19 protein-coding genes and 1 tRNA gene are annotated in these 18652 nt (G+C 63.2%); 9 read left to right on the top strand and 11 right to left on the bottom strand.

The annotated features are described in order from the left end of the window. Positions 1-7: 7 nt before the first annotated feature. From ACQ450_RS00790 to ACQ450_RS00780, 3 genes are all read right to left on the bottom strand, one after another. Positions 8-943: an ArdC family protein gene (locus tag ACQ450_RS00790; protein WP_057883275.1), complete on the bottom strand. Its 936-nt coding sequence runs from the start codon at positions 941-943 to the stop codon at positions 8-10. A gap of 193 nt (positions 944-1136) precedes the next feature. Beyond that, positions 1137-1307 (bottom strand): GDCCVxC domain-containing (seleno)protein, encoded by a 171-nt coding sequence (locus tag ACQ450_RS00785; RefSeq protein WP_431471250.1) that lies wholly within the window; start codon positions 1305-1307, stop codon positions 1137-1139. 56 nt (positions 1308-1363) lie between these two features. After that, positions 1364-1573 (bottom strand): hypothetical protein, encoded by a 210-nt coding sequence (locus ACQ450_RS00780; protein ID WP_057883274.1) that lies wholly within the window; start codon positions 1571-1573, stop codon positions 1364-1366. A 257-nt stretch (positions 1574-1830) separates the two neighbouring features. Between ACQ450_RS00780 and ACQ450_RS00775 the strand changes: the two genes are divergently transcribed. Beyond that, a complete protein-coding gene (locus ACQ450_RS00775; RefSeq protein WP_057883273.1) occupies positions 1831-2235 on the top strand; it encodes a MerR family transcriptional regulator in 405 nt (134 codons plus the stop codon). On the opposite strand, the gene ACQ450_RS00770 is transcribed toward ACQ450_RS00775, so the two are convergent. The 5 genes from ACQ450_RS00770 to ACQ450_RS00750 form a co-directional block, all read right to left on the bottom strand. Beyond that, the gene (locus ACQ450_RS00770; protein WP_057883272.1) at positions 2232-3572 is read right to left on the bottom strand and encodes a dihydrolipoyl dehydrogenase family protein; all 1341 of its coding nucleotides are present in this window, start codon (positions 3570-3572) and stop codon (positions 2232-2234) included. The genes ACQ450_RS00775 and ACQ450_RS00770 overlap by 4 nt on opposite strands. Before the next feature lie 141 nt (positions 3573-3713). Beyond that, positions 3714-4070 carry a bleomycin resistance protein gene (locus ACQ450_RS00765; RefSeq protein ID WP_057883271.1) on the bottom strand — a complete coding sequence of 119 codons (357 nt, stop codon included), beginning with the start codon at positions 4068-4070 and terminating at the stop codon, positions 3714-3716. A 191-nt stretch (positions 4071-4261) separates the two neighbouring features. Further along, a complete protein-coding gene (locus tag ACQ450_RS00760) occupies positions 4262-6235 on the bottom strand; it encodes a ParB/RepB/Spo0J family partition protein (protein ID WP_431470117.1) in 1974 nt (657 codons plus the stop codon). 104 nt (positions 6236-6339) lie between these two features. Then, positions 6340-10572, bottom strand: a complete 4233-nt coding sequence (locus ACQ450_RS00755; RefSeq protein ID WP_431470116.1) for a strawberry notch-like NTP hydrolase domain-containing protein — start codon at positions 10570-10572, stop codon at positions 6340-6342. Between the two features lie 71 nt (positions 10573-10643). Then, on the bottom strand, positions 10644-11351 hold the full coding sequence (locus tag ACQ450_RS00750; RefSeq protein WP_431470115.1) for a DUF7146 domain-containing protein: 708 nt from the start codon (positions 11349-11351) through the stop codon (positions 10644-10646). 335 nt (positions 11352-11686) lie between these two features. Between ACQ450_RS00750 and ACQ450_RS00745 the strand changes: the two genes are divergently transcribed. Then, complete coding sequence (locus ACQ450_RS00745) at positions 11687-12271, top strand: lytic transglycosylase domain-containing protein (RefSeq protein ID WP_057883267.1); 585 nt, start codon at positions 11687-11689, stop codon at positions 12269-12271. A gap of 5 nt (positions 12272-12276) precedes the next feature. Further along, positions 12277-12474, top strand: a complete 198-nt coding sequence (locus tag ACQ450_RS00740) for a DUF5818 domain-containing protein (RefSeq protein WP_235510491.1) — start codon at positions 12277-12279, stop codon at positions 12472-12474. On the opposite strand, the gene ACQ450_RS00735 is transcribed toward ACQ450_RS00740, so the two are convergent. Continuing rightward, entirely contained in the window at positions 12424-13629 is a 1206-nt protein-coding gene (locus ACQ450_RS00735; RefSeq protein WP_057883713.1) for a tyrosine-type recombinase/integrase, read from the bottom strand. The two genes, ACQ450_RS00740 and ACQ450_RS00735, sit on opposite strands and share 51 nt — an antisense overlap. Positions 13630-13782: 153 nt before the next feature. Further along, a tRNA-Ser gene (locus ACQ450_RS00730) sits at positions 13783-13872 on the bottom strand. A 133-nt stretch (positions 13873-14005) separates the two neighbouring features. Between ACQ450_RS00730 and hspQ the strand changes: the two genes are divergently transcribed. The 4 genes from hspQ (at position 14006) to ACQ450_RS00710 (ending at position 15923) form a co-directional block, all read left to right on the top strand. Continuing rightward, on the top strand, positions 14006-14386 hold the full coding sequence (gene hspQ / locus ACQ450_RS00725; protein ID WP_188054754.1) for a heat shock protein HspQ: 381 nt from the start codon (positions 14006-14008) through the stop codon (positions 14384-14386). A 131-nt stretch (positions 14387-14517) separates the two neighbouring features. Continuing rightward, a complete protein-coding gene (rplU, locus tag ACQ450_RS00720) occupies positions 14518-14892 on the top strand; it encodes a 50S ribosomal protein L21 (RefSeq protein WP_188054753.1) in 375 nt (124 codons plus the stop codon). A 24-nt stretch (positions 14893-14916) separates the two neighbouring features. Then, positions 14917-15186 carry a 50S ribosomal protein L27 gene (gene rpmA / locus ACQ450_RS00715; RefSeq protein WP_188054752.1) on the top strand — a complete coding sequence of 90 codons (270 nt, stop codon included), beginning with the start codon at positions 14917-14919 and terminating at the stop codon, positions 15184-15186. A gap of 176 nt (positions 15187-15362) precedes the next feature. Then, entirely contained in the window at positions 15363-15923 is a 561-nt protein-coding gene (locus tag ACQ450_RS00710; RefSeq protein ID WP_431470114.1) for a GNAT family N-acetyltransferase, read from the top strand. A 21-nt stretch (positions 15924-15944) separates the two neighbouring features. Here the strand turns inward: ACQ450_RS00710 and ACQ450_RS00705 are convergent, their stop codons facing one another. Continuing rightward, positions 15945-16796, bottom strand: coding sequence for a metal-dependent hydrolase (locus ACQ450_RS00705; protein ID WP_188054750.1), 852 nt, complete (start codon positions 16794-16796; stop codon positions 15945-15947). A gap of 56 nt (positions 16797-16852) precedes the next feature. Here ACQ450_RS00705 and ACQ450_RS00700 point away from each other — a divergent pair, with 56 nt between their 5' ends. Beyond that, complete coding sequence (locus ACQ450_RS00700; RefSeq protein ID WP_188054749.1) at positions 16853-17470, top strand: TetR/AcrR family transcriptional regulator; 618 nt, start codon at positions 16853-16855, stop codon at positions 17468-17470. A gap of 119 nt (positions 17471-17589) precedes the next feature. Beyond that, entirely contained in the window at positions 17590-18642 is a 1053-nt protein-coding gene (obgE, locus tag ACQ450_RS00695) for a GTPase ObgE (RefSeq protein WP_431470113.1), read from the top strand. Positions 18643-18652 lie beyond the last annotated feature (10 nt).

Below are 18652 nucleotides of genomic sequence, written 5' to 3'. Positions count from 1 at the left end.
ACCTCCCTCAAGCCGCTTCGGCGAGATCGGCTGCCGCAGCCTCGCTACCGGCACCCGAACGCCCTCCGAGCCTCAGGATGAGGCTCGCAGCCTCTTCTGCCTTCGCGGCTGCCGTGAGCATGGCTCGATCATCGGATTTCAGAAGCTCAAGCCATTGCGCGATGTAGCTCGCATGGTGGTCGAGATGCGTGACGGGAAGACCGAGCTCTGCGCCAAGGATCGCGGCGGACAGCTCCGCCACCAGTTCTTCGGCCGCGTAGGATTCGCTTCCGAAGCGGTTCTTGAGATCCCGACCCAGACGTGAACCATGCCCGGTCCAGTGCGAGAGTTCGTGCGCCAGCGTTGCATAGTAGTGGTCATAGCCGTCGAACAGCGCCGCCGTTGGCATCGTAATCCGATCCAGGACAGGCTCGTAGTAGGCTTCGGCCCCCTGATGCCGAAGGTCGGCGCCCACATCTGAAAAGAAGGTGTCGAGCCGCTCTTCCCGCCCGGCAGGTTCGACTGGTTCGAGTTCATGCTTGGCACGATACATTTCGGGCAAGTCATTGCACTGGTCGGCGTTGAAGACCGCATAGGCCTTCAGGACACGCCGCTTCTCGGTGCCATCTTCGCCATCTTCGCGCTCCACCTGCTTGTCGTAGCTCTTGTAGAAGATCGCGATCGTCGATTTCTCGCCCTTGCGAACCTGCCCACCGAGCTTCTGGCACTGCTGGTACGTCATCCAGTAGGGCGACAGGAACCCGGCAGCATCGGCGATCATCCAGAGCCAGAAGGTGTTCATGCCCCGGTAGGGCGTGCCGCAACTGCGCAGGGGTCGTGATACCGGAACCCCGCGCCATGGCTTTACCCATGGTCTGGTTCCTTGCTCGAGTTTCTCGATAATCACGGAGGTGATTTGTGCAGCAGGGGATTGCCCGCCGCTGCGGCGTTTGAACTTGGACATGAGGTGTCTCCCGATTGCCGGAACGAGATTGTCCCGTGGCAATCAGAAGAAGCCTTCTTTCCTCTCATCTGGACGTCGTGTCAGCTTTGCGCTCTGCGACGACTGCTGCGGAGAGCCTGTAGATCTCGCCCATGAGTCGCATAGGTGCGGCCGGCGTCTTCCGCCTCGAGCGGTGCGGCGCGGGGAATATCTGCTATCCAGCCCCGCAGCATCCGGACGGCGAACCGGATTGTTGGGCTTCCTGAATCGGCGGGCACGGAACATCTGCGAAGGAGCAGAAGACGCAACAATCGCCGGAGAGCGGTCTAAGCTTCACGCCGCAATGGTGACAGTCGTAAAAAAACCAGCAGGCATCGGTCGGCATCGTTTCGACTGAGGTGCCGCCGCACTTGGGACATGTGATGGTAGAGGTGGTCTGCATCACGCGCCGCCCAGCACGCGCATCAGCGGCTGCTCGATAAAACCCCACAACGCGCTGATAACGACGATCACCGTCGCACCCACGAGCATCGCCAGCGTGGCTCGACCTGGCGCCGGCACCGCGCAGTCCGCGTCAGCAGAGCAAGCGCGATGCTTGCGCAGGTAGAGCATCCAACCCGCAATGATCAGAACCGAGGCGATGATTGTCATCGGCCATCGGTAGGGGACGAATACAGCGAGACCGCCTGCTCCGAGCCCTAGTCCGGCGAGCGCGAGAGGCAGCACGCAGCACGCAGCAGCAGAGAACAGGGCGGTCAAGCTGGCCGCCGTTCCCACGGCAGCGACACCTCGCTCGGGTCCCTGCAATCGGATAACGGGAGGGGCACTTCGATCAGTCAGGTCTCGTCTCCAGCGCGATTCGGCGCTATGTGCCACCTGTAGTAGCTACAGGATCAAGGAGTTTATGCGTGGGCGGTCTTTCGATAGGCGAACTCGCCCGCCGCACAGGCGTGCATATCGAGACAATTCGCTACTTCGAAAAAGTTGGCCTGCTCGCCGAGCCCGATCGAACAGAAGGCGGCCACAGGGTCTTTACCGACCAGCATGTCAGGGCCCTGAGCTTTATAAAGCGGGCGAGGGAGCTTGGCTTCACGCCTGGCGAAGTGCGCGCCATCCTTGAACTGGGCGGCCCCGAAGAGGCGTGCTGCGATGAAGTTCGCGAAATCGCGGTTCATCATCTGGACCAGGTCAGGCGCAAAATGGCGGACCTCGAGCGACTGGAGCGGCTGCTCGCCTCGACGGTCGAGCGCTGTTCGGGTGGACACGTGCCCGACTGTCCGGTCATCGACATGCTGGACGGCGTTGCCCCCTAGAGCATGTAGCCTACGTCCGATGCCCCGGTAGGATAAGCAAACATGGTGCTCTTCAGATCATCGGCGGTGAGATTGTGCCGGATAGCCAGGGCGAAGATGTTGATGACCTCGTCCGCGTGAGGACCGACGAGGTGCGCACCCAGAATTCGACCCGTGCCTTCCTCGACCAGCGTCTTGTATCCGTAAACCGGCTCGGCAAGCCGCCTCGCAGTGTACCAGCGCGAAGCACGCTCGCATTTCAACCGGAATTGCGCTCCCGATCTGCGCGCCTCCTCCTCGCCCATTCCCACAGCGGCAATGGGCGGCAGTGTAAAGGCGACACTCGGCACGCCACGATAGTCGGGCGTTCGCTGGTTGCCTCCGAGCAAGTTGTCCGCGACCACCTTCGCATCATGGCTCGAAACAGGCGTCAGCGGCGGTCCTTGCTGGGCAGCATCGCCGGCCGCATAAACTGTCGGATTGGTGACGCTCTGCAGGTACTCGTTGAGTTTGAGCCGACCTTGAGCGACAGCAACATCGGCTGCTTCGAGGTTCAGTCGGTCGAGAGCAGGGGCGCGGCCAGCGGCGTGGACGACCAGGTCGGCCTCCACCGTGATCCTGTCGTCGCGTCTTTCGCCATGCACGACAAATCCGCTGTCGTTGCGCTCGATCGCAACCACAGTCGTATCGGTCATGACTTGCACCCCGATACTGTCGAACGACTCCGTCAACCAGCCGACGAGCTCCGGCTCGAAATGCGTCAGCATGCGCGAACCGCGCTGGATCACCGTCACCTTAGCGCCAGCGCGTGCCGCAATGTTGGAAAACTCCGCTGCAATGTAGCCGCCGCCGACCAGGACGATCCGCCGTGGCAGTTGCTCCATGGCCAGGAAGAACTCGTTGTCGACCAGATGATCCTCACCTGCGATCCCGAGCGGCACGGGAGCGGCGCCGGAGGCGATCAGTACATGACGGCCGCTTAGCTCTGCTGCATCGACCTTGAGGGTGTTCGGGCCGGTGAACTGGGCCGCACCGTGCAAAGTGTCGATGCCCTTATTGCGGTAGCGGTGCTCGTGCTTCTCCGGCACGGGATCGGTAAAGGTGCGCTTGAAACCGATCAATTCCGGCCAGTCGATCCGCAAATCACCGTCGATGCCGTGTCCGCTCATCCGGCGCTCCGCATCGATGACCTCCGCTCCGGAGACGAGCATCTTCTTGGGATCGCAACCGCGCAAGGCGCAGGTGCCACCAAACGGCTTCTCGTCGACGACAGCAACCGTCCAGCCTGCATCGCGCACCCGCATCGCTGCGACCATTGCCGCCGTGCCCGTGCCGATGATGATCAAATCGTAGTGCATTTGCGCGCTCCTCAATAGGAGAACGATGCTGTAGTTGGTACGGGTTCCCCAAGAGGATCAAAGGCTGTCCACTGGGATGTGACCCCGCTGACAATCAATGCGCTCGTCGATTTCTGGTGACCTTGAAGGCCGGCGCGGCAATCAGTTTTGGATAAGGCGAATGAGGGTTCCGTCCGGATCGATCAGGGCTCCGATCAGGAGACCGCCATCTTCCTGCTGCGGGGGCTGAGCCCGGGGGTGACCCCAACATTGCTCTGGCACTCCAGCGTCTAAACAAACCGAGTAAAACGCGGCCACGTCATCAAGCCGAAGACAGCAACTGAACCAGCTTTCGGCTGGGTTCAGGTCTGGATGTGGGAAGAACTCCAGTATCATGCTGTCACGCTTCAAGATCATCCAGCCGTCATCCCGCCAGTCCTGCCCGAACCCCAACTTGGCGAAAAATTTTGAGGTGACCTCAAAATCCCTCGACGGCAGGTTGGCTGTAGCGTGATCGATCTCGCATCCCCTCGCTGCTCATCATGGAGCTCCAGGCAGACGTTCGCAACGGCGTTCCTGCTGAATATCTAGCGAAGACGTCTCATCCACTAGGTAGAACGACTGACGGTTCAGACTTGGTCAAAACGACTAAAGGCGGCCCGTCCGGAATGGACGGGCCGCCAACCGCGCAAAACCACCTGTCAGGAGGTTCAGGCAGCTTGCTCGGTCAGTTCGTTGCCAGCGTCCTCCGACCCAGCAGACGTTTCTTCGTCGCTAGCGGCTTCCTCCTTAAGAATGCCAAAGCGCATGACGGCCGGAAGCCAAGCCAATGCCTGCTCCTTGACGTCCTTCTCGCCGATGAACTCGCCCGAGAAGATGCGTTCGGCAGCCGAAGCAAGATCGGCCTTCTTGGAACCGGCATAGCGGCTGACAAGCTCGGGCCCGCCCACGGCATCGAAGGCTTCGAGGATGCGCGCTTTGGGCACGCGATCGAAGAAGTTCGCCGCCGTCGGCCTCCACCAATGCGCCATCTCGATCTCGAGCAAGGCGCCCAGCGCGTCGTGGAGCGGGAGTCCGCGCTCACCATCGGTATTGAGGCTGGCAATGAGCGTACGGGCGACCACGAAGCCAAGCCAGAGGCTCCGTGCTTCATCGGGAAGCCCTCGGAACGCTGAGAAACGCTCGATTTCCGAAGCGCCGGCGCGCCAACTTTCGTCGAGCGAACCAGTGAACTCCGCCAGCGCCGCACTCGCCGGAGCATCCTTGGCTTCGAACCCCGAGACCGGGCCGCTCGCAGCCGGCCCAGAGATCGTGACTGCCGTTTTGGCGCGCCAGTCGTGACCATCGGCATCGGCCAGCGTGAAGATCATAAGGTCGAGCGCCAGGCCTGGGTCGTTGACGAGATGGATGGCGAGGACATCGCGGCGCTGCATCGCCAGTTCGTCGAGGAGTCGCTGCGAATAAGTTGCAGGCTTGCTCGACGCATCACCGCCATCTTCGACGGGCTCGATGATGCCCTCGTCGGACTGTGCTACCTCACTTGCGGTGTAGTACTGCGGAACAAGGGTAGGCTCGCCACCGCGCGACAGGACCAGGAAGGCTCCCGCTTCTTCCTTCAGATCTTCGGCAAGCACCGGCGGGCGATCGTTGAGCGCTCGCATGGCCCGATCGATGCGGGCCAGTTGCTCCTCGGCTCTGGCGACCTCCTCCTCGCTGCTGTCCTCGTCCTCGAGGACTGCCGCTTCACGGTCGTAGTCTGCCTCGAGTATCGACAGCTCCTCGGCTTCCGCTTCATTCAGCGGGGCCGGCTCGGCGGAAAGGCGGCTGAGCCCCTCGATCAGTTCGTGGCAGACATAGGCCCCGAGTGTCGGACGGACCCACGCTAGGCCGAGTTCCCGCGCTTTGACGCTCGCTGCCTCCTCCATTTTCTTTTGAGCGAGACCCTCGAGCAGCGCGATATCGACCCAGCTCTCGCTGGCATCGTCGTCGAAAAGCTCGCGCTCGATCCGCCCGCCGGCTTGAAGATAGGCCTCGCGGCCAACCAGGATCGCGCGCGGGTCGCTGCCGCGCACGGTCGCGTCCAGCACCATTCGCCGGATCGTGTCGGGCGTGACCTGATACCAGGCGTCCTGCAGCTCGGCGAAGACATGAGCTTGCCGCTCGGTATCCGAGACCGCGCCATAGGCCTTGGCCATGTCGAGGGTGATCGCGCCTTCCACCAGCGCTTCGAAGACGCACGGCGCAAGCGAAGCGAGCCGCAGTCGGCCCTCGACGAAGCGGACGGTCAGGCCGAAGCGCCGGGCGACGTCCTCCGTGGTGGCGCCCGCTTCGATGATTGCGGCGAAGGCCTGCGCTTCGTCAGCGGGATTCATGGCCAGGCGCTGGAAGTTCTCGGCCAGGCTTGCTTCGCGCACTTCGCATTCGTCGCCTTCGATGACGAGGCAGGTCACTTCGTGGGTTGTGGGAATTGCGGCGTCCTCGGCAAGCGAATGCAATGCGGCAAGCCGCCGGCCGCCGGCCTCGACTTCGAACTTGCCGCGCGTCGCCTTGCGCACGACCAGATTCTGGAGAAGGCCGCGAGCGGCGATATCGGCCTTGAGCTGGGCATCGGCGGTAGCATCGCTTACTTTCCGGACGTTGCGGGGGCTCGGGACGAGCTTCTTCAAGGGAATAGACTGGATCATCGATCGTCTCCTGATGGATTGAACGAACCGGTGCGGGTGCATCCCACAAGGTTCGCCAGCCCAAGGCACTCTCTTCTCTCTGCTGTGGGACGTACTGCCACCGATCAGGGAACAAGCGCTTCGAGAATGGCCGGCCCATTGGCCACAGGCACGAACAGGCGCGTCCGGTAGCGGATGATCTCGGAGAAGCAGCCCTTGGCCTTGTACCAGTCGAGCCGGTCGGGCGCGAAGCCAGTCAGCTCGATGCGCTGCTCGCCGCCGACGAGACTGCGCTTGACCGTCAGCGGATCATGGCTCTGCAAGGACTGTGCGGTGCCGCTCGAGAGGACGAGAGCGGCCAGTTCGCCGGGAGTAGGCAAGACCGGGTTGCCGAGGCCGAAGGTCTGCGACACCTTGGCGATATCCGCGGCCGCCACCTCGCGGCCGATGATGGAGGTTCCGTCGGCCGAGACGATACGGGTCACGCGCACGTGATCGTCGGGCAGGCGCTTCCAGACCGGGAGTAGCAGCCCGGTTGCAAGGTGCACGCGTTCGCGGACCGGCTCCTTGGCGGCTTCGATCTCTTCGGCGCGCCAGAGACGTTCGAACGAAGCCGAATCGATGGCCTCCCAGGCGCTTTCGGCGAGCGCCTCGCGGGTCCAGTTGTCGGATTTGAGCGGTCGCAGCAGACGCCGCCGCTCGATCACACTGCCGTCGTCGGCAATCAAACGGCGCGCGGGAACGCTGAGAGCCACCCGGCCCGAACGGGCGTTGTGGAGTGGTATGGCACCAGGCGAGTCAATGTCATGCAGCCGCGCGAGCCGCCCGAAGCGCAGTGGCCGCAAGTGCCGCTCGATCTCCAGCGAGAGGAGGCGGGTTTCGGCGCCGGTCAACGGGTCGGTCCGAAGGATCTGATCCGAGATAACTCGACAGCTGTCGACCTTGACCGTTTCGAGCCCGAGATCGAGTGTTCCCGCTTCTCGCGCAGCTTCGATGCGCGCTTCGATGAGGGCAAGGTACTCGTCAAAGATCGCATTCTGCATCCCGATCGGCAGCGCGAGCACGCGGTTGAGCCAGCGCTGGATCGAGGGCAGGTCGTCTGTAAGACCGCCCTCGGGACCTTCGAGCCGTAGGCCGGTCTGGCGGACGAAATGGGCGAAACTCGTCGCCTCGAGCTTGCCGTCGTATAGCAGGTGGAACCAGCGGGTCAGCGCGTCTCTGGCGTAATCGCTTTCCAGATTATCGGCCGGATCGAACAGGTTCTGTCCACCCGTTTGCCGCTGTCCGCGGGTGAGCGCGCCGAGGCTGTCGAGCCGCCGCGCGATCGTCGAGATGAACCTCCGCTCACCCTTCACATCGGTGGTCACGGGACGAAACAGCGGCGCCGAAGCCTGGTTGGTGCGGTTGGTCCGCCCCAGGCCCTGGATCGCATTGTCGGCGCGCCACCCCGGCTCAAGCAGGAAATGCACGCGCCGCTGCCGGTTCTGGCAATTGAGGTCGGCGTGATAGGACCGGCCCGTCCCGCCGGCGTCGGAAAAGACAAGGATGCGCTTGGCGCCATCCATGAAGGCCTGAGCCTCGGCAACATTGGCAGACCCGCCGCGGCGTTCGAGCCGCTGCTGTCCGTCCCGCCCCAGGACCAGCCGTCTCGTCCTGCCCGTAACTTCGGCGACGATGCTGGTTCCGAAGTGTTCGATGATCGCATCGAGCGCGGTTGCGATCGGCGGCAGGGCGCAGAGCTGTTCGATCAGCGCATCGCGCGCGGCGACGGCGCGTGGACACATGACCGGATTGCCATCGTCGTTGCTCATCGGTTCGGAGCGCAGATTGCCGTCTTCGTCGGTGAAGATCTGCATCAGGCGAGTGGGGAAGCTCTTTGCGAGATAGTCGATGACATACTCGCGCGGCGAGAGGTCGATATCGAGCGCTTCGCGTTCCTCGGGAGTGAGATCGGCCAAGCGGCGGTCGAGCATCGCCTCGGCGGTCGAGACCAGCTGCACGACGACCGAGTGGCCGGTCGCGAGCGACTCCTCCATCGCGGGAACTAGGCTCGGGAGTTTCATTGAGAGCAGGAGCTGCGCAAAGAACCGCTGCTTGGTGCCTTCGAAAATGGACAGCGCAGCAGCCTTAGCGTTGCGGTTGAGTGTGTCGCCGCTGTCCTCATCGACTATCCGCGTCGCCTGAAGCGCCTCGTCGAGATTGCGATGAATGATTGCCCAGGCTTCGGCATAAGCATCGTAGATGGCGATCTGCGCATCGGTCAGACGGTGCTCGAGGATTTCGTACTCGACTCCCGCGAATGACAAAGCGCGGGAAAGGTAGAGGCCCTGAGCCTTTAGATCCCTGGCGACGAGCTCCATCGCCGCGACACCGCCTGCCCGGATTTCGGTCGTGAACGCCTCATGTGTCGGGAAAGCGGTTTCGGCCCCCCACAAGCCGAGGCGGGTCGCATATCCGAGGTTGGAAATGTCCGAAGCGCCGGTAGCCGAGGCGTAGAGGATCCGGGCGCGAGGAAGCCGGTTCTGCAGTCTTAGTCCAGCCATGCCCTGTTCGGAGCCTTTGGAAGCGCCGCGCGCATTACGGCTGCCTATGGCGTTGGCCATCGCGTGGGCCTCATCGAACGCGATCACGCCGTCGAAATCATCGCCAGTCCAAGCGAGGATCTGGTCAAGCCGCGTATCGTCTGCGCGACCCGAGCGAAGCGTCGGATAGGTAATGAAGAGGATGCCCTGGGACCAACAAACCGGTACTCCCAGCTTCCAACTGGAGAGTGGCTGAATGTCGAGGCGCATGCCGCCGAGTGCTTCCCAGTCGCGGCGGGCATCCTCGAGCAGCGCCTCATTCTTGGTAATCCAGATGTGTCGGCGTTCGCCGTCAAGCCAGCGATCCATGATCACCGACGCAATCTGCCGCCCCTTTCCCGCTCCGGTGCCGTCGCCGAGAAAAAAGCCCTGGCGATAACGGGCTCCATCATCCGCCTGCTCGAGCGTGGTTCCTTCCTGAGTGGCTCGGAAGCGCCCTGGCAGATCGTGCGAAAACGCCTCGCAGGCATAGACGAGCGTTTCGAGTTGGGCTTCGGAAAGCAGTTCGCGTGTTCGCCAGTCGGCGGGTATCTTTGGGCGCACGGTGGGTTTCGGAGCCGCGACCGACCCCATCGCGATGGATTCCACAAGCGGCGTCGGATGGACGGGCGCGCCTCCGATCTGAACCCGGCTCGGGCGATAGGGAAGATAGATCCCTGTCTGCTCCGGGACGGGCGCGGGCTCATCGAGCGTCACATAGCCGAGCTCTTCGAACGGCTCGCCAGGTGCAGGGCGAGTTCCAAACGGAGCCGCGGGCCGGGCGTTCGCTGGCTTTCTCAAAGTGCCGGTCGCGGGCCGCGCGGTCAGCACGGGAATTTCCGGAGTATCGCGAGTGCGCGGCGGGAGTTGGCCGATCAGCGTTGCCAGATCGGACAAATCGTCCGCTTCCGCAGTGACCACCGGCTGGTCGACGACGGTTTTGTCGAACACCACCATGCGCACGGGAATGCCTGTGCCGTTCCTGCGAAACGCGCCGGTGATGCGCACATCGAGCCGCAGGCTGGCATCGCTCAACGAGCTGGCGAAGCGAGAAGCATCGAATCCTTCCGGCATGATCGCGACGAGCCGTGCGCCTCTCTTCGAGAGTCGGAGCGCGCTGCGAAGATGGCGCAACGCCGTTGCCGCACTGGCCCCGCGTTCGCGACTGCGCGCAAACGGCGGATTCATGAGGACGACGGTTGGCGGCCTGTGGGTCAGGAGATGTTCGATGACCTCACCGTCGTGAGCGGTCACTGCTGCGTCGGAAAACAGATGGGCAAGTGACTGTCGGCGAGCAGGATCGATCTCGTTGAGCGTGAGGTCGGAGCCTTGAATGGCCGGCCATAGGGCAAGTGCGCCGTTGCCGGCCGAAGGCTCGAGGGCATGATCGGATGAGCGAAGCTGAGCCGCTCGCGCCATGAGCCAGGACAGCATGGGCGGGGTCGAGAACTGCTGCAGCTCGATCTGACCTTCGCTACGCACATGGCGGGGAGGCAAGGCGGTTTCGAGCCATTCAAAGCGCGCGTCCGCTTCATGAATCGCGGTACCGAGCGTAATCCAGCCGTGAGACTTCAGCCACACGAGCGCGCCGATCTCGATCGCATCGTTGTAGTCGTCGATGGACCAACCCGTCCCCCAGGTCTGGATCCCGGTCTCTTCGGCAAAGAGCGCAGAAATGGAGCTACGCGTAAGATGGCAGCCGTCGGCCAGACGAGAGGCTATCCGTTCGCCGATCGTCACCGCCAAGGGCTGGGCACGAGGTTCAGCATCGGGTTCTAAAAGTTCGAACTGAAGCATTGTTGGTCCTCCTGATGGAGGCATCGGGCACGAAGCCTTCTGCCGATCACGAGGCCAAAGCTTTCTCTTCTCTACGAAGCCCGCTTGCGGGCGAGCCAGTTCACCAGTTCGTCGTTCCAGTCGGTGTCGCGCCTTGAAGGACGCCGGACATGGATGGTCCGGCCTTCGAGCGCATGGCTCTGGAGCGCGCGTTCCACCGCCACTTGGCCGCCTGCATCGTAATCGACAAAGAGATGGAGCTCGGTGACACTCTCGGGGATCGAGACGAGCGCAAAGCGCTCATTACCAAGCGTTGCCCAGCACGGGACGCCGGTGAGTGCGCGAGCTGAGAGCGCGCTTTCAACACCTTCGGCGATGCCCAGCACTCCATCGATCGCAGGGAACAGTCGCACGGCGGCTGATCGGAGCGCACCGAGTGCACGCTTCGGGCCGTCGAATGCAGCGAGGCTGGGCGCCTCCGCATCGAGAAATGTTCGGTGAATAGCGATTGGCCCTTCGTCGAGGCTGACGGCTGCAATCATTGCTGGAATGAATTGCGCGCGGCCTTTGGGCCCTAGAGGCGTTCGGGAGTTGAAGCGCAGCGCGGGCGAGACAGCCGTGATACCCCGCGCTTCGAGATAAGCTTTGGCCGGGCTGTCGTTCAGGGGCGAGGCGCCATGCCATGTCCGGAGCGCACCCCGCGAGGGCAACCGCTCAACCGTCGATTCTCCGGCATTCGGCGGAAGGCCGCCGAACAGCTGCGCGGGCGAAAGCCCCTCCCTTCTGAAAGCGTCAATCACGCTCGCTTGGTCGCACCCGGCAAAGCAATGGAACAGGATAGCACGTCGGCCCAGCGTGACGCCGAGCGAGGGAGTGCGATCATCGTGAGCCGGGCACCGGGCCATGCCCTTGGAACCGGACCAGCGCCCGCCGCGGCTTTTGCAGAGCTGGCGAGCAGTTGCTTCGAGGGATTGTGTGTTCTGACCTTCACTTCGGACCTGCATCGGAAGACTCCGTATCGTCTGCTCGCGTCCCTAGCGCTGCCTCTCCTCTTTGCGGTGTTTAATCGCTTTCCTACAGGTTGATGTTCTTTTTATGTTCTCTTGTGATTCGGAGTAATCGAGGAGAACGCGAAATGGTAAGCCGGTTCATTGCAGGCTTGATCTGTGCAGCGAGCCTGACGGCTGCCGAAGGAGCAATCGCTCAGGAATTTCGAATTTTCGATCACGACTATGGAGCGTCGGTTGGGCCCAGTGCGGAAAGCTTGGGCAGCGAAAGCAGTCCGCGCTCGACGGAAAGTACACTTGCGTTTCGCGCAGTCGTTTCCGGCTATCGGGAAGCGATCTACCTGCCGCTCATCCGCGACGCCGAGTTAAGGTATCGGCTACCGCCGCGGCTTCTTCAGGCTCTGATCTGGGCGGAGTCCCGGTTCAACCCGCTTGCGGTCAGTCCCGCAGGGGCGGCAGGTCTGGCCCAACTGATGCCGGCCACCGCCCGCGAACTCGGCGTCGCAAACCGGCATGATCCGAGGGAGAATATCGAGGGTGGTGCGCGCTACCTCAGGCAGATGCTAGATCGGTTCGGATCGGTACATCTCGCCCTTGCCGCATACAACGCTGGACCCGGCGCCGTGAGGAAGGCAGGCGGGATTCCAAGGAATCGCGAGACGCCGGGTTATGTGCGCAACGTTCTCGGTCGTTGGATGGCATACACAAATTAATCGACATGAATCGCAAACGCATCACCGGACGCCTTGAACACACTCCCCGCGGATTCGCGGTCATTACCGATGCAGGTGAACGTTGGATCCTCGAAGATTGCGCACCCGATAGCGCTCTTGTGGGTAACGACATCATTGCCGAAGGCGTAGTTTCAGGACTCGATCGGCTGCGGGCCGCCTGGATCGGTTCTCCGGCCCATTGACCTTTGCTCCCTGCTTAAACAGAAATCCGCCCAATCCCGCATCAGGTTCTTGCGCTTCGCGAAGAAATCGGTTCGCCGATACGCGGCTTCAACCTTGTTCGAAATTGTGTGGGCGAGAGCCGCCTCTGCCACTTCTCCCTGATAATCAGTTTCCTCGGCGACCCAATCGCGAAACGAGGAGCGAAAGCCGTGGACGGTGCAATCGAGATCCATGTCACGCACGATCTTCAGCAATGTCATGTCGGACATCGGAAGCTTCGGTCGTTGCCCAGGGAAGACAAGGTCGCTCGCCTCACAGCGGAATACCTGGGCTCTTTCAAGGACATCCAGGGCTTGGGGCGTAAGTGGAACATGATGCTCGCGGTTAATTTTCATGCGCTCGGCAGGAATCGTCCAAACCGCTGCCTTGAGATCGATCTCCGACCAACATGCCCCCCGCACCTCGCCCGAGCGCGAAGCGTTGAGGATCAGGTACTCCAAGGCCAAGCGGCCGATTGAGGTGCGGCTACGCAACTTCGCGAGAAACGCAGGGACCTCTTCAAAAGGCATCGCCGCAAAATGGCCCGACTTCCTGGGCTGCCTTGGCAATCCCTTCGCGATTGAGCGCATTGGTGCTTCGGTAGTCCGATAACCCTTCGCATAGGACCAGTCGAGGATCGTGCCTATTCGCTGCCGAACCCGGCGGGCGGTTTCCGGCTTAGCGAGCCAGATTGGTGCTAGGGCATCACGAATTGCCGGGCCTTCGATCTCCGAGACGAGCCGCTCGCCAATGTGAGGAAATACATAGGTCTGCAACGTCGCCAACCATTGGGCCTGATGCTTGCCGTTCTTCCAACTGGCCTTGTGCTCTTCGTGGACTCTCACGGCGGCGCCGCGGAAGGTGGGAATGACGTTCTTTTCCTTCTTGCGCTCGGCGATCACGTCGATCCCGGCCTTGGCCTGTCGGCGCACATCCGCAGCGGTCTCGCGCGCCTCGCCCAATGAAATTTCAGGATAGGAGCCGATTCCTATATCCCTTCGGCGTCCGGCATTCTGCACACGCACGATCCAGCTAGCCTTGCCCGACTGGTTGAGGACAAGGATCAACCCGCTGCCGTCGGAATAGCGTCCGGCATCCTTGAGGTTTCTAACCTTGATTGCGGTTAGGCTTCCCATGCGTCCGCCACACTCCTTTCCCCACATTCTTCCCCACACCATGCGGGAGATGTCGTGAAACATATAGAGAACAACTGAGATGACAGCAAGCCAGAAAATGGCGGAAATCCGCCGCTTTTAGAGACAATCCGGGAAGTATAGGGAATTGGTAATTGGCGGAGAGGGTGGGATTCGAACCCACGGTACCCGCAAGGGCACAACGGTTTTCGAGACCGCCCCGATCGACCACTCCGGCACCTCTCCGCGAGGGGCGGCGCACTGGATTGTTCCTCGCGGAACCGCGCGCCGGTCGACTGAGCGCGGGCCCTTAGCCCAAAGATTCGGGCCGCACAAGCGGTGTGCTTGTGCCGCGCGGCGAAACCACTAGATTGGAGACATGTCCAGCCTCACCACCTCGCCCGATCCGTTCGACGCGGGAGTGCCGATGCCCCCCGTCAGCCATGCCCGCTTCACGATCGGCGATGTCGTGCGACACCGGCTGTTCGATTTCCGCGGCGTGATCTTCGATGTCGATCCGGTCTTCGCCAATTCCGACGAGTGGTACGAGGCGATTCCGCAGGACGTGCGGCCCCGCAAGGACCAGCCTTTCTATCACATCCTCGCGGAGAACACGGAATCCAGCTACATCGCCTATGTCAGCCAGCAGAATCTGGTGGTCGACGAAAGCGAGGAGCCGGTCGATCATCCCGCGATCGGCGGCCTGTTCGATGCCTTTTCCAAGGGCCGGTACCGGCTCAAGCGTGAACATCGGCACTGAGGACAGGCGATCGGCCGCGAAAACGGCAAGTCGCGGTTGACTTGACCCGCCCTTTCCCCTAGCTGCGCCGTTCTTCCCGAGCCGGTTCGCCGTGCGCGGGGCACATGCATTTAGAAAACGAGACTAGACCCATGTTCGCTATCGTGCGCACGGGCGGCAAGCAGTATCGCGTCGCCGCAGGAGACAAAATCGTCGTCGAGAAGCTCGGCGGCGAAGCCGGTGATTCGATCACGCTGGACGACGTTCTGCTCGCCGGCGAAGGCAGCGATCTGAAGTCGACCGACGGCCTGACCGTCTCGGCCGAGATCGTGGCGCAGGCGAAGGGCGAGAAGGTCATCGTCTTCAAGAAGCGTCGCCGTCACAATTATCGCCGCAAGAACGGCCACCGTCAGCAGCACACGATCCTGAAGATCACTGCGATCGGCGGCGAAGCGAAGAAGGCGAAGAAGGCCGCCAAGGCAGAGGCAGCTCCGGCGGAAGCCGAAGCGCCGGCCGCGGAAGCCTGATCGAGACACGAGGAGTAACGGGCAATGGCACATAAGAAAGCAGGCGGCTCGTCGCGCAACGGTCGCGATTCGGCAGGCAAGCGTCTCGGCGTGAAGAAGTTCGGCGGACAGGAAGTCGTCGCCGGCAACATCATCGTGCGCCAGCGCGGCACCAAATTCTATCCGGGCACGAACGTGGGCATGGGCAAGGACCACACCCTCTTCGCGCTTACCGACGGCCGCGTGTCGTTCAAGGAAGGCCGCCTCGGCCGCAAATTCTGCTCGGTAGACATGATTGCGGAGGCAGCCGAGTAACATCGGGCAACCGGCCGGGTTGCCCACCAGGGCGACCCGGGTCCGCATTCGGACCAGCGCAAAAGGGAGACGGGTCGCCCCGGTCTCCCTTTTTTCATGCTCCCTCACCTGCGGCTGCAATCTGGACGACACATCGCTCGTCCAACGCACGCCGCAACGACCGAGGAGAGTCGGGCATGTTCGTGCGTACCCCAAGACTGACCCTGCGGCCCGGCTGGCCGGAGGATGCTCCCGAACTGGCGCAGGCGATCGGCCATGAAGGCGTCGTGCGCAATCTGGCACGCGCGCCCTGGCCCTATGCGCTGGCGGACGCCGAGGCGTTCCTCGCCGATTTCGGCGGTCCCGAGATGCCCAGGTTCGTGATCTGCGCGCATGCCGCCGGTTCGGTCCGCATTATCGGCATGGTCGGCGTGGAGCCGCTCGCGAGCGCCGCGCACGAGCTCGGCTATTGGATTACCCCCGACGCCCAGGGCCGCGGCTATGCGACCGAGGCGGCGCGCGGCGCGCTCGCCGCAGCACATGCACTGGGCATTCGCCGAGTCGAGGCAGGCCATTTCGTCGACAATCCCGCCTCCGGCCGCGTGCTGCGCAAGCTCGGCTTCGTGCCGACCGGCGAGCTGCGCATGACGCAATCGCGCGGCCGTGGCGGCGAAGTCGAGACGGTCCGCTTCACGCGCGAACTGGCCGATCAGCCGGCATGCGATGACGATCCTGCGCGAACGCGAATGGCGGCGTGAGGCATTTGCCGGCGGCGGCGCTCAGGCGGTCGCCGGCATCGCCGCCGCCGCATAATCGCTTTCGGCCTTGCCGATCAGCGCGCGGTCGTCGTGATCCCAAGGATGGAATCCCGGGCGGAAATAGGTGAGCCAGCTCGGCACGATCTTGCGCACGATCCCGGGTGACCAGAGCAGATAGCGCGCCAGCCGCCGCTTCGCCGACCAGCCGGTGATCCCGTCCTGGCGCAGCAGCTCGAGCGTGCCTTCGATCCGGTGACGCCAGAAGTTGACGGTCACCAGGAACATCACCAGCGACCGCGTCTTCCAGCGTTTCCAGCCGCTCCAGTCCCTGGTCGCATGCGCCCAGGTGTCATAGGCGACTCCCTTGTGCTCGACTTCCTCGATCGCATGCCAGCGCCACATGTCCGCCTGTTCGGCGTCGGTCTGCTCGAACAGTTCGGGGTGCTCGAGGATCAGCGACGCCAGAATGGCCGTGTAATGCTCGAGCGCCATCGTCGCGGCGAGGCGCACCACCGCGGGGCGCGCGTTGGCGATCGCCAGCATCTCGTCGACCCGCGCGTCGAGCGAGGAAATGTCGTAGCCGGCGTCGACCACCGCCTTGTTGAACACGATATGCTCGCGGCTATGCATCACTTCCTGCTGCGTGAACGCGCGGATTTCCTGCGCCAGCTTGGGCTCCACACCGTCGCGGTGCGCCTTCACCGATTCGATGAAGAAGGCCTCTCCCTTCGGAAAGGTGACCGACAGCGCATTGAAGAATGCCGTCGCGATCGGATCTCCGTTCATCCACCAGCGCTCGCGGCGTGCGGTACGGCCGAAGCGCCGATCGCGCGGCGTGATCGTCAGATCGGCGGGAGTCTTTGCTTTCGCCATGAGTTTCCTCCACTACGCAGAGTTCGCATTCCTCGAAGTAGTTAATACTGACATTGATGTCAATATCTCGCAAACGCCTCAGCCCGGAAGAGTCGCGCGATATCGCGCTCGAGGCTGCACGAACGCTGCTGATCGAGGCTGGCCCACAAGCCGTTACGCTGAAGGCGGTCGCCGCGCGCATCGGAAGGACGCATGCCAATCTGCTGCACCATTTCGGCTCTGCGGCCGGGCTGCAGAAGGCGCTGGCGGCGCTGATCGCGGAGTCGGTCTGCGCCAAGATCGGCGAAGCGGTGATCCGGGCGCGCCAGGACGAGAATCAGGATCCGAGCGAAGTCGTCGACCTCGCCTTCGATGCGTTCGGCAAGGAAGGCGCAGGCGCGCTGGCGAGCTGGATGATCCTGTCCGGCAACGAAGACGCGCTCGACCCGATTCTCGGCGCGATTCACCGGCTGGTCGATGAACTGGCGCTCGAAGGCCATCAGGATCGCACGTTCCACGAAGATACGCTCGCGCTGGTGCTGACCGCGCTCGGGGACGCGCTGTTGGGCGGCCCGATGGCGAGCGCCCTGTCGCTTCCGCGCACCGCGGCGCGGGAGATCGCGGCGCGTCAGCTCCGGGAATCGCTGCTGCGTGAAAAGGGCCTCGAATGCCTCGGCGGCGCCAACGATCCTTAGCGCCGCCGCTTCCAGCGGCCGAGAGTCGACACCGCGGCGAGGCCTCGCTTCGCTGTCGCGGCCCCTGCTCCGATGCCGCCACGGGGTGACTGTGGCGCGGCATCGCCTATATGGCCTGCATGCATTTCCTCGATCAGGCCAAGATCTTCGTTCGCTCGGGTACCGGTGGCCCCGGCGCAGTAAGCTTCCGGCGTGAAAAGTTCATCGAATATGGCGGGCCCGACGGCGGCGACGGCGGCAAGGGCGGCGACATCGTGTTCGAGGCGGTCCCTGGCCTCAACACGCTGATCGACTTTCGCTACACTCAGCACTTCCGCGCCCAGCGCGGCAAGGGCGGCGCAGGCGCCAACCGCACCGGCGGCGGCGGCCGCGATCTCGTCATCAAGGTCCCGGTCGGCACGCAGGTGATCTCCGAAGACAAGGAGCATGTGCTGCTCGACTTCACCAAGGCCGGCCAGCGCGAGGTTTTCCTGCGCGGCGGCGACGGCGGTCGCGGCAATGCCAGCTACAAGACATCCACCAACCGCGCGCCGCGCCAGCACGGTACGGGCTGGCCGGGCGACGAGGCGTGGGTGTGGCTGCGGCTCAAGCTGCTGGCCGATGCCGGCCTCGTCGGCCTGCCCAATGCAGGCAAGTCCACCTTCATCAATCGCGTCTCCAACGCCAAGGCGAAGGTGGGCGATTATGCGTTCACCACCACGCGCCCGCAGCTCGGCGTGGTCAGCCACAAGGGCCGCGAGTTCGTGCTCGCCGACATTCCGGGGCTGATTGAGGGCGCGGCCGAAGGCGCTGGCATCGGCGATCGCTTCCTGGGCCATATCGAACGCTGCAAGGTGCTGCTGCACCTCGTCGATGCCCATGGCGACGATCCGGCAGCGGCGTACCGCATCGTGCGCGACGAGCTGGAGGCCTATGGCGCCGATCTCGTCGCCAAGCCCGAAGTGATCGCGCTCAACAAGGTCGATTTGCTCGACGACGAGCTCACCGACGCGCTTTCGGCGGAGCTTGCGGAAGCGAGCGGCGCTCCGGTGCTGCCGCTCTCGGGCGCGACCGGCGCCGGACTGGAGGCAGTGCTCGACCGGCTGGTCGAGGCGATCGGCCCCGCCGAGGGCGGCGCTCCCGACACCGGCGAGGATTCGAGCGAAGAGCCGGTGGAATGGTCGCCGCTATGATTCAGAAAGA

The sequence above is a fragment of the Sphingosinithalassobacter sp. LHW66-3 genome (assembly GCF_050703275.1).
Lineage (GTDB): Bacteria > Pseudomonadota > Alphaproteobacteria > Sphingomonadales > Sphingomonadaceae > Sphingomonas.
This window is presented reverse-complemented; position numbering and strand designations above follow the sequence as displayed.

Bases quoted from the DNA above. Each gene is read 5' to 3' on its own strand.
- rpmA (WP_188054752.1), top strand. From the start codon at position 14,917: ATGGCACATAAGAAAGCAGGCGGCTCGTCGCGCAACGGTCGCGATTCG.
- hspQ (WP_188054754.1), top strand. From the start codon at position 14,006: ATGTCCAGCCTCACCACCTCGCCCGATCCGTTCGACGCGGGAGTGCCG.
- ACQ450_RS00755 (WP_431470116.1), bottom strand. From the start codon at position 10,572: ATGCTTCAGTTCGAACTTTTAGAACCCGATGCTGAACCTCGTGCCCAG.
- ACQ450_RS00710 (WP_431470114.1), top strand. From the start codon at position 15,363: ATGTTCGTGCGTACCCCAAGACTGACCCTGCGGCCCGGCTGGCCGGAG.
- ACQ450_RS00745 (WP_057883267.1), top strand. From the start codon at position 11,687: ATGGTAAGCCGGTTCATTGCAGGCTTGATCTGTGCAGCGAGCCTGACG.
- ACQ450_RS00705 (WP_188054750.1), bottom strand. From the start codon at position 16,796: ATGGCGAAAGCAAAGACTCCCGCCGATCTGACGATCACGCCGCGCGAT.
- ACQ450_RS00790 (WP_057883275.1), bottom strand. From the start codon at position 943: ATGTCCAAGTTCAAACGCCGCAGCGGCGGGCAATCCCCTGCTGCACAA.
- ACQ450_RS00760 (WP_431470117.1), bottom strand. From the start codon at position 6,235: ATGATCCAGTCTATTCCCTTGAAGAAGCTCGTCCCGAGCCCCCGCAAC.
- ACQ450_RS00735 (WP_057883713.1), bottom strand. From the start codon at position 13,629: ATGGGAAGCCTAACCGCAATCAAGGTTAGAAACCTCAAGGATGCCGGA.
- ACQ450_RS00780 (WP_057883274.1), bottom strand. From the start codon at position 1,573: ATGACAATCATCGCCTCGGTTCTGATCATTGCGGGTTGGATGCTCTAC.
- ACQ450_RS00740 (WP_235510491.1), top strand. From the start codon at position 12,277: ATGAATCGCAAACGCATCACCGGACGCCTTGAACACACTCCCCGCGGA.
- obgE (WP_431470113.1), top strand. From the start codon at position 17,590: ATGCATTTCCTCGATCAGGCCAAGATCTTCGTTCGCTCGGGTACCGGT.
- ACQ450_RS00785 (WP_431471250.1), bottom strand. From the start codon at position 1,307: ATGCCGACCGATGCCTGCTGGTTTTTTTACGACTGTCACCATTGCGGC.
- ACQ450_RS00770 (WP_057883272.1), bottom strand. From the start codon at position 3,572: ATGCACTACGATTTGATCATCATCGGCACGGGCACGGCGGCAATGGTC.
- rplU (WP_188054753.1), top strand. From the start codon at position 14,518: ATGTTCGCTATCGTGCGCACGGGCGGCAAGCAGTATCGCGTCGCCGCA.
- ACQ450_RS00700 (WP_188054749.1), top strand. From the start codon at position 16,853: ATGTCAATATCTCGCAAACGCCTCAGCCCGGAAGAGTCGCGCGATATC.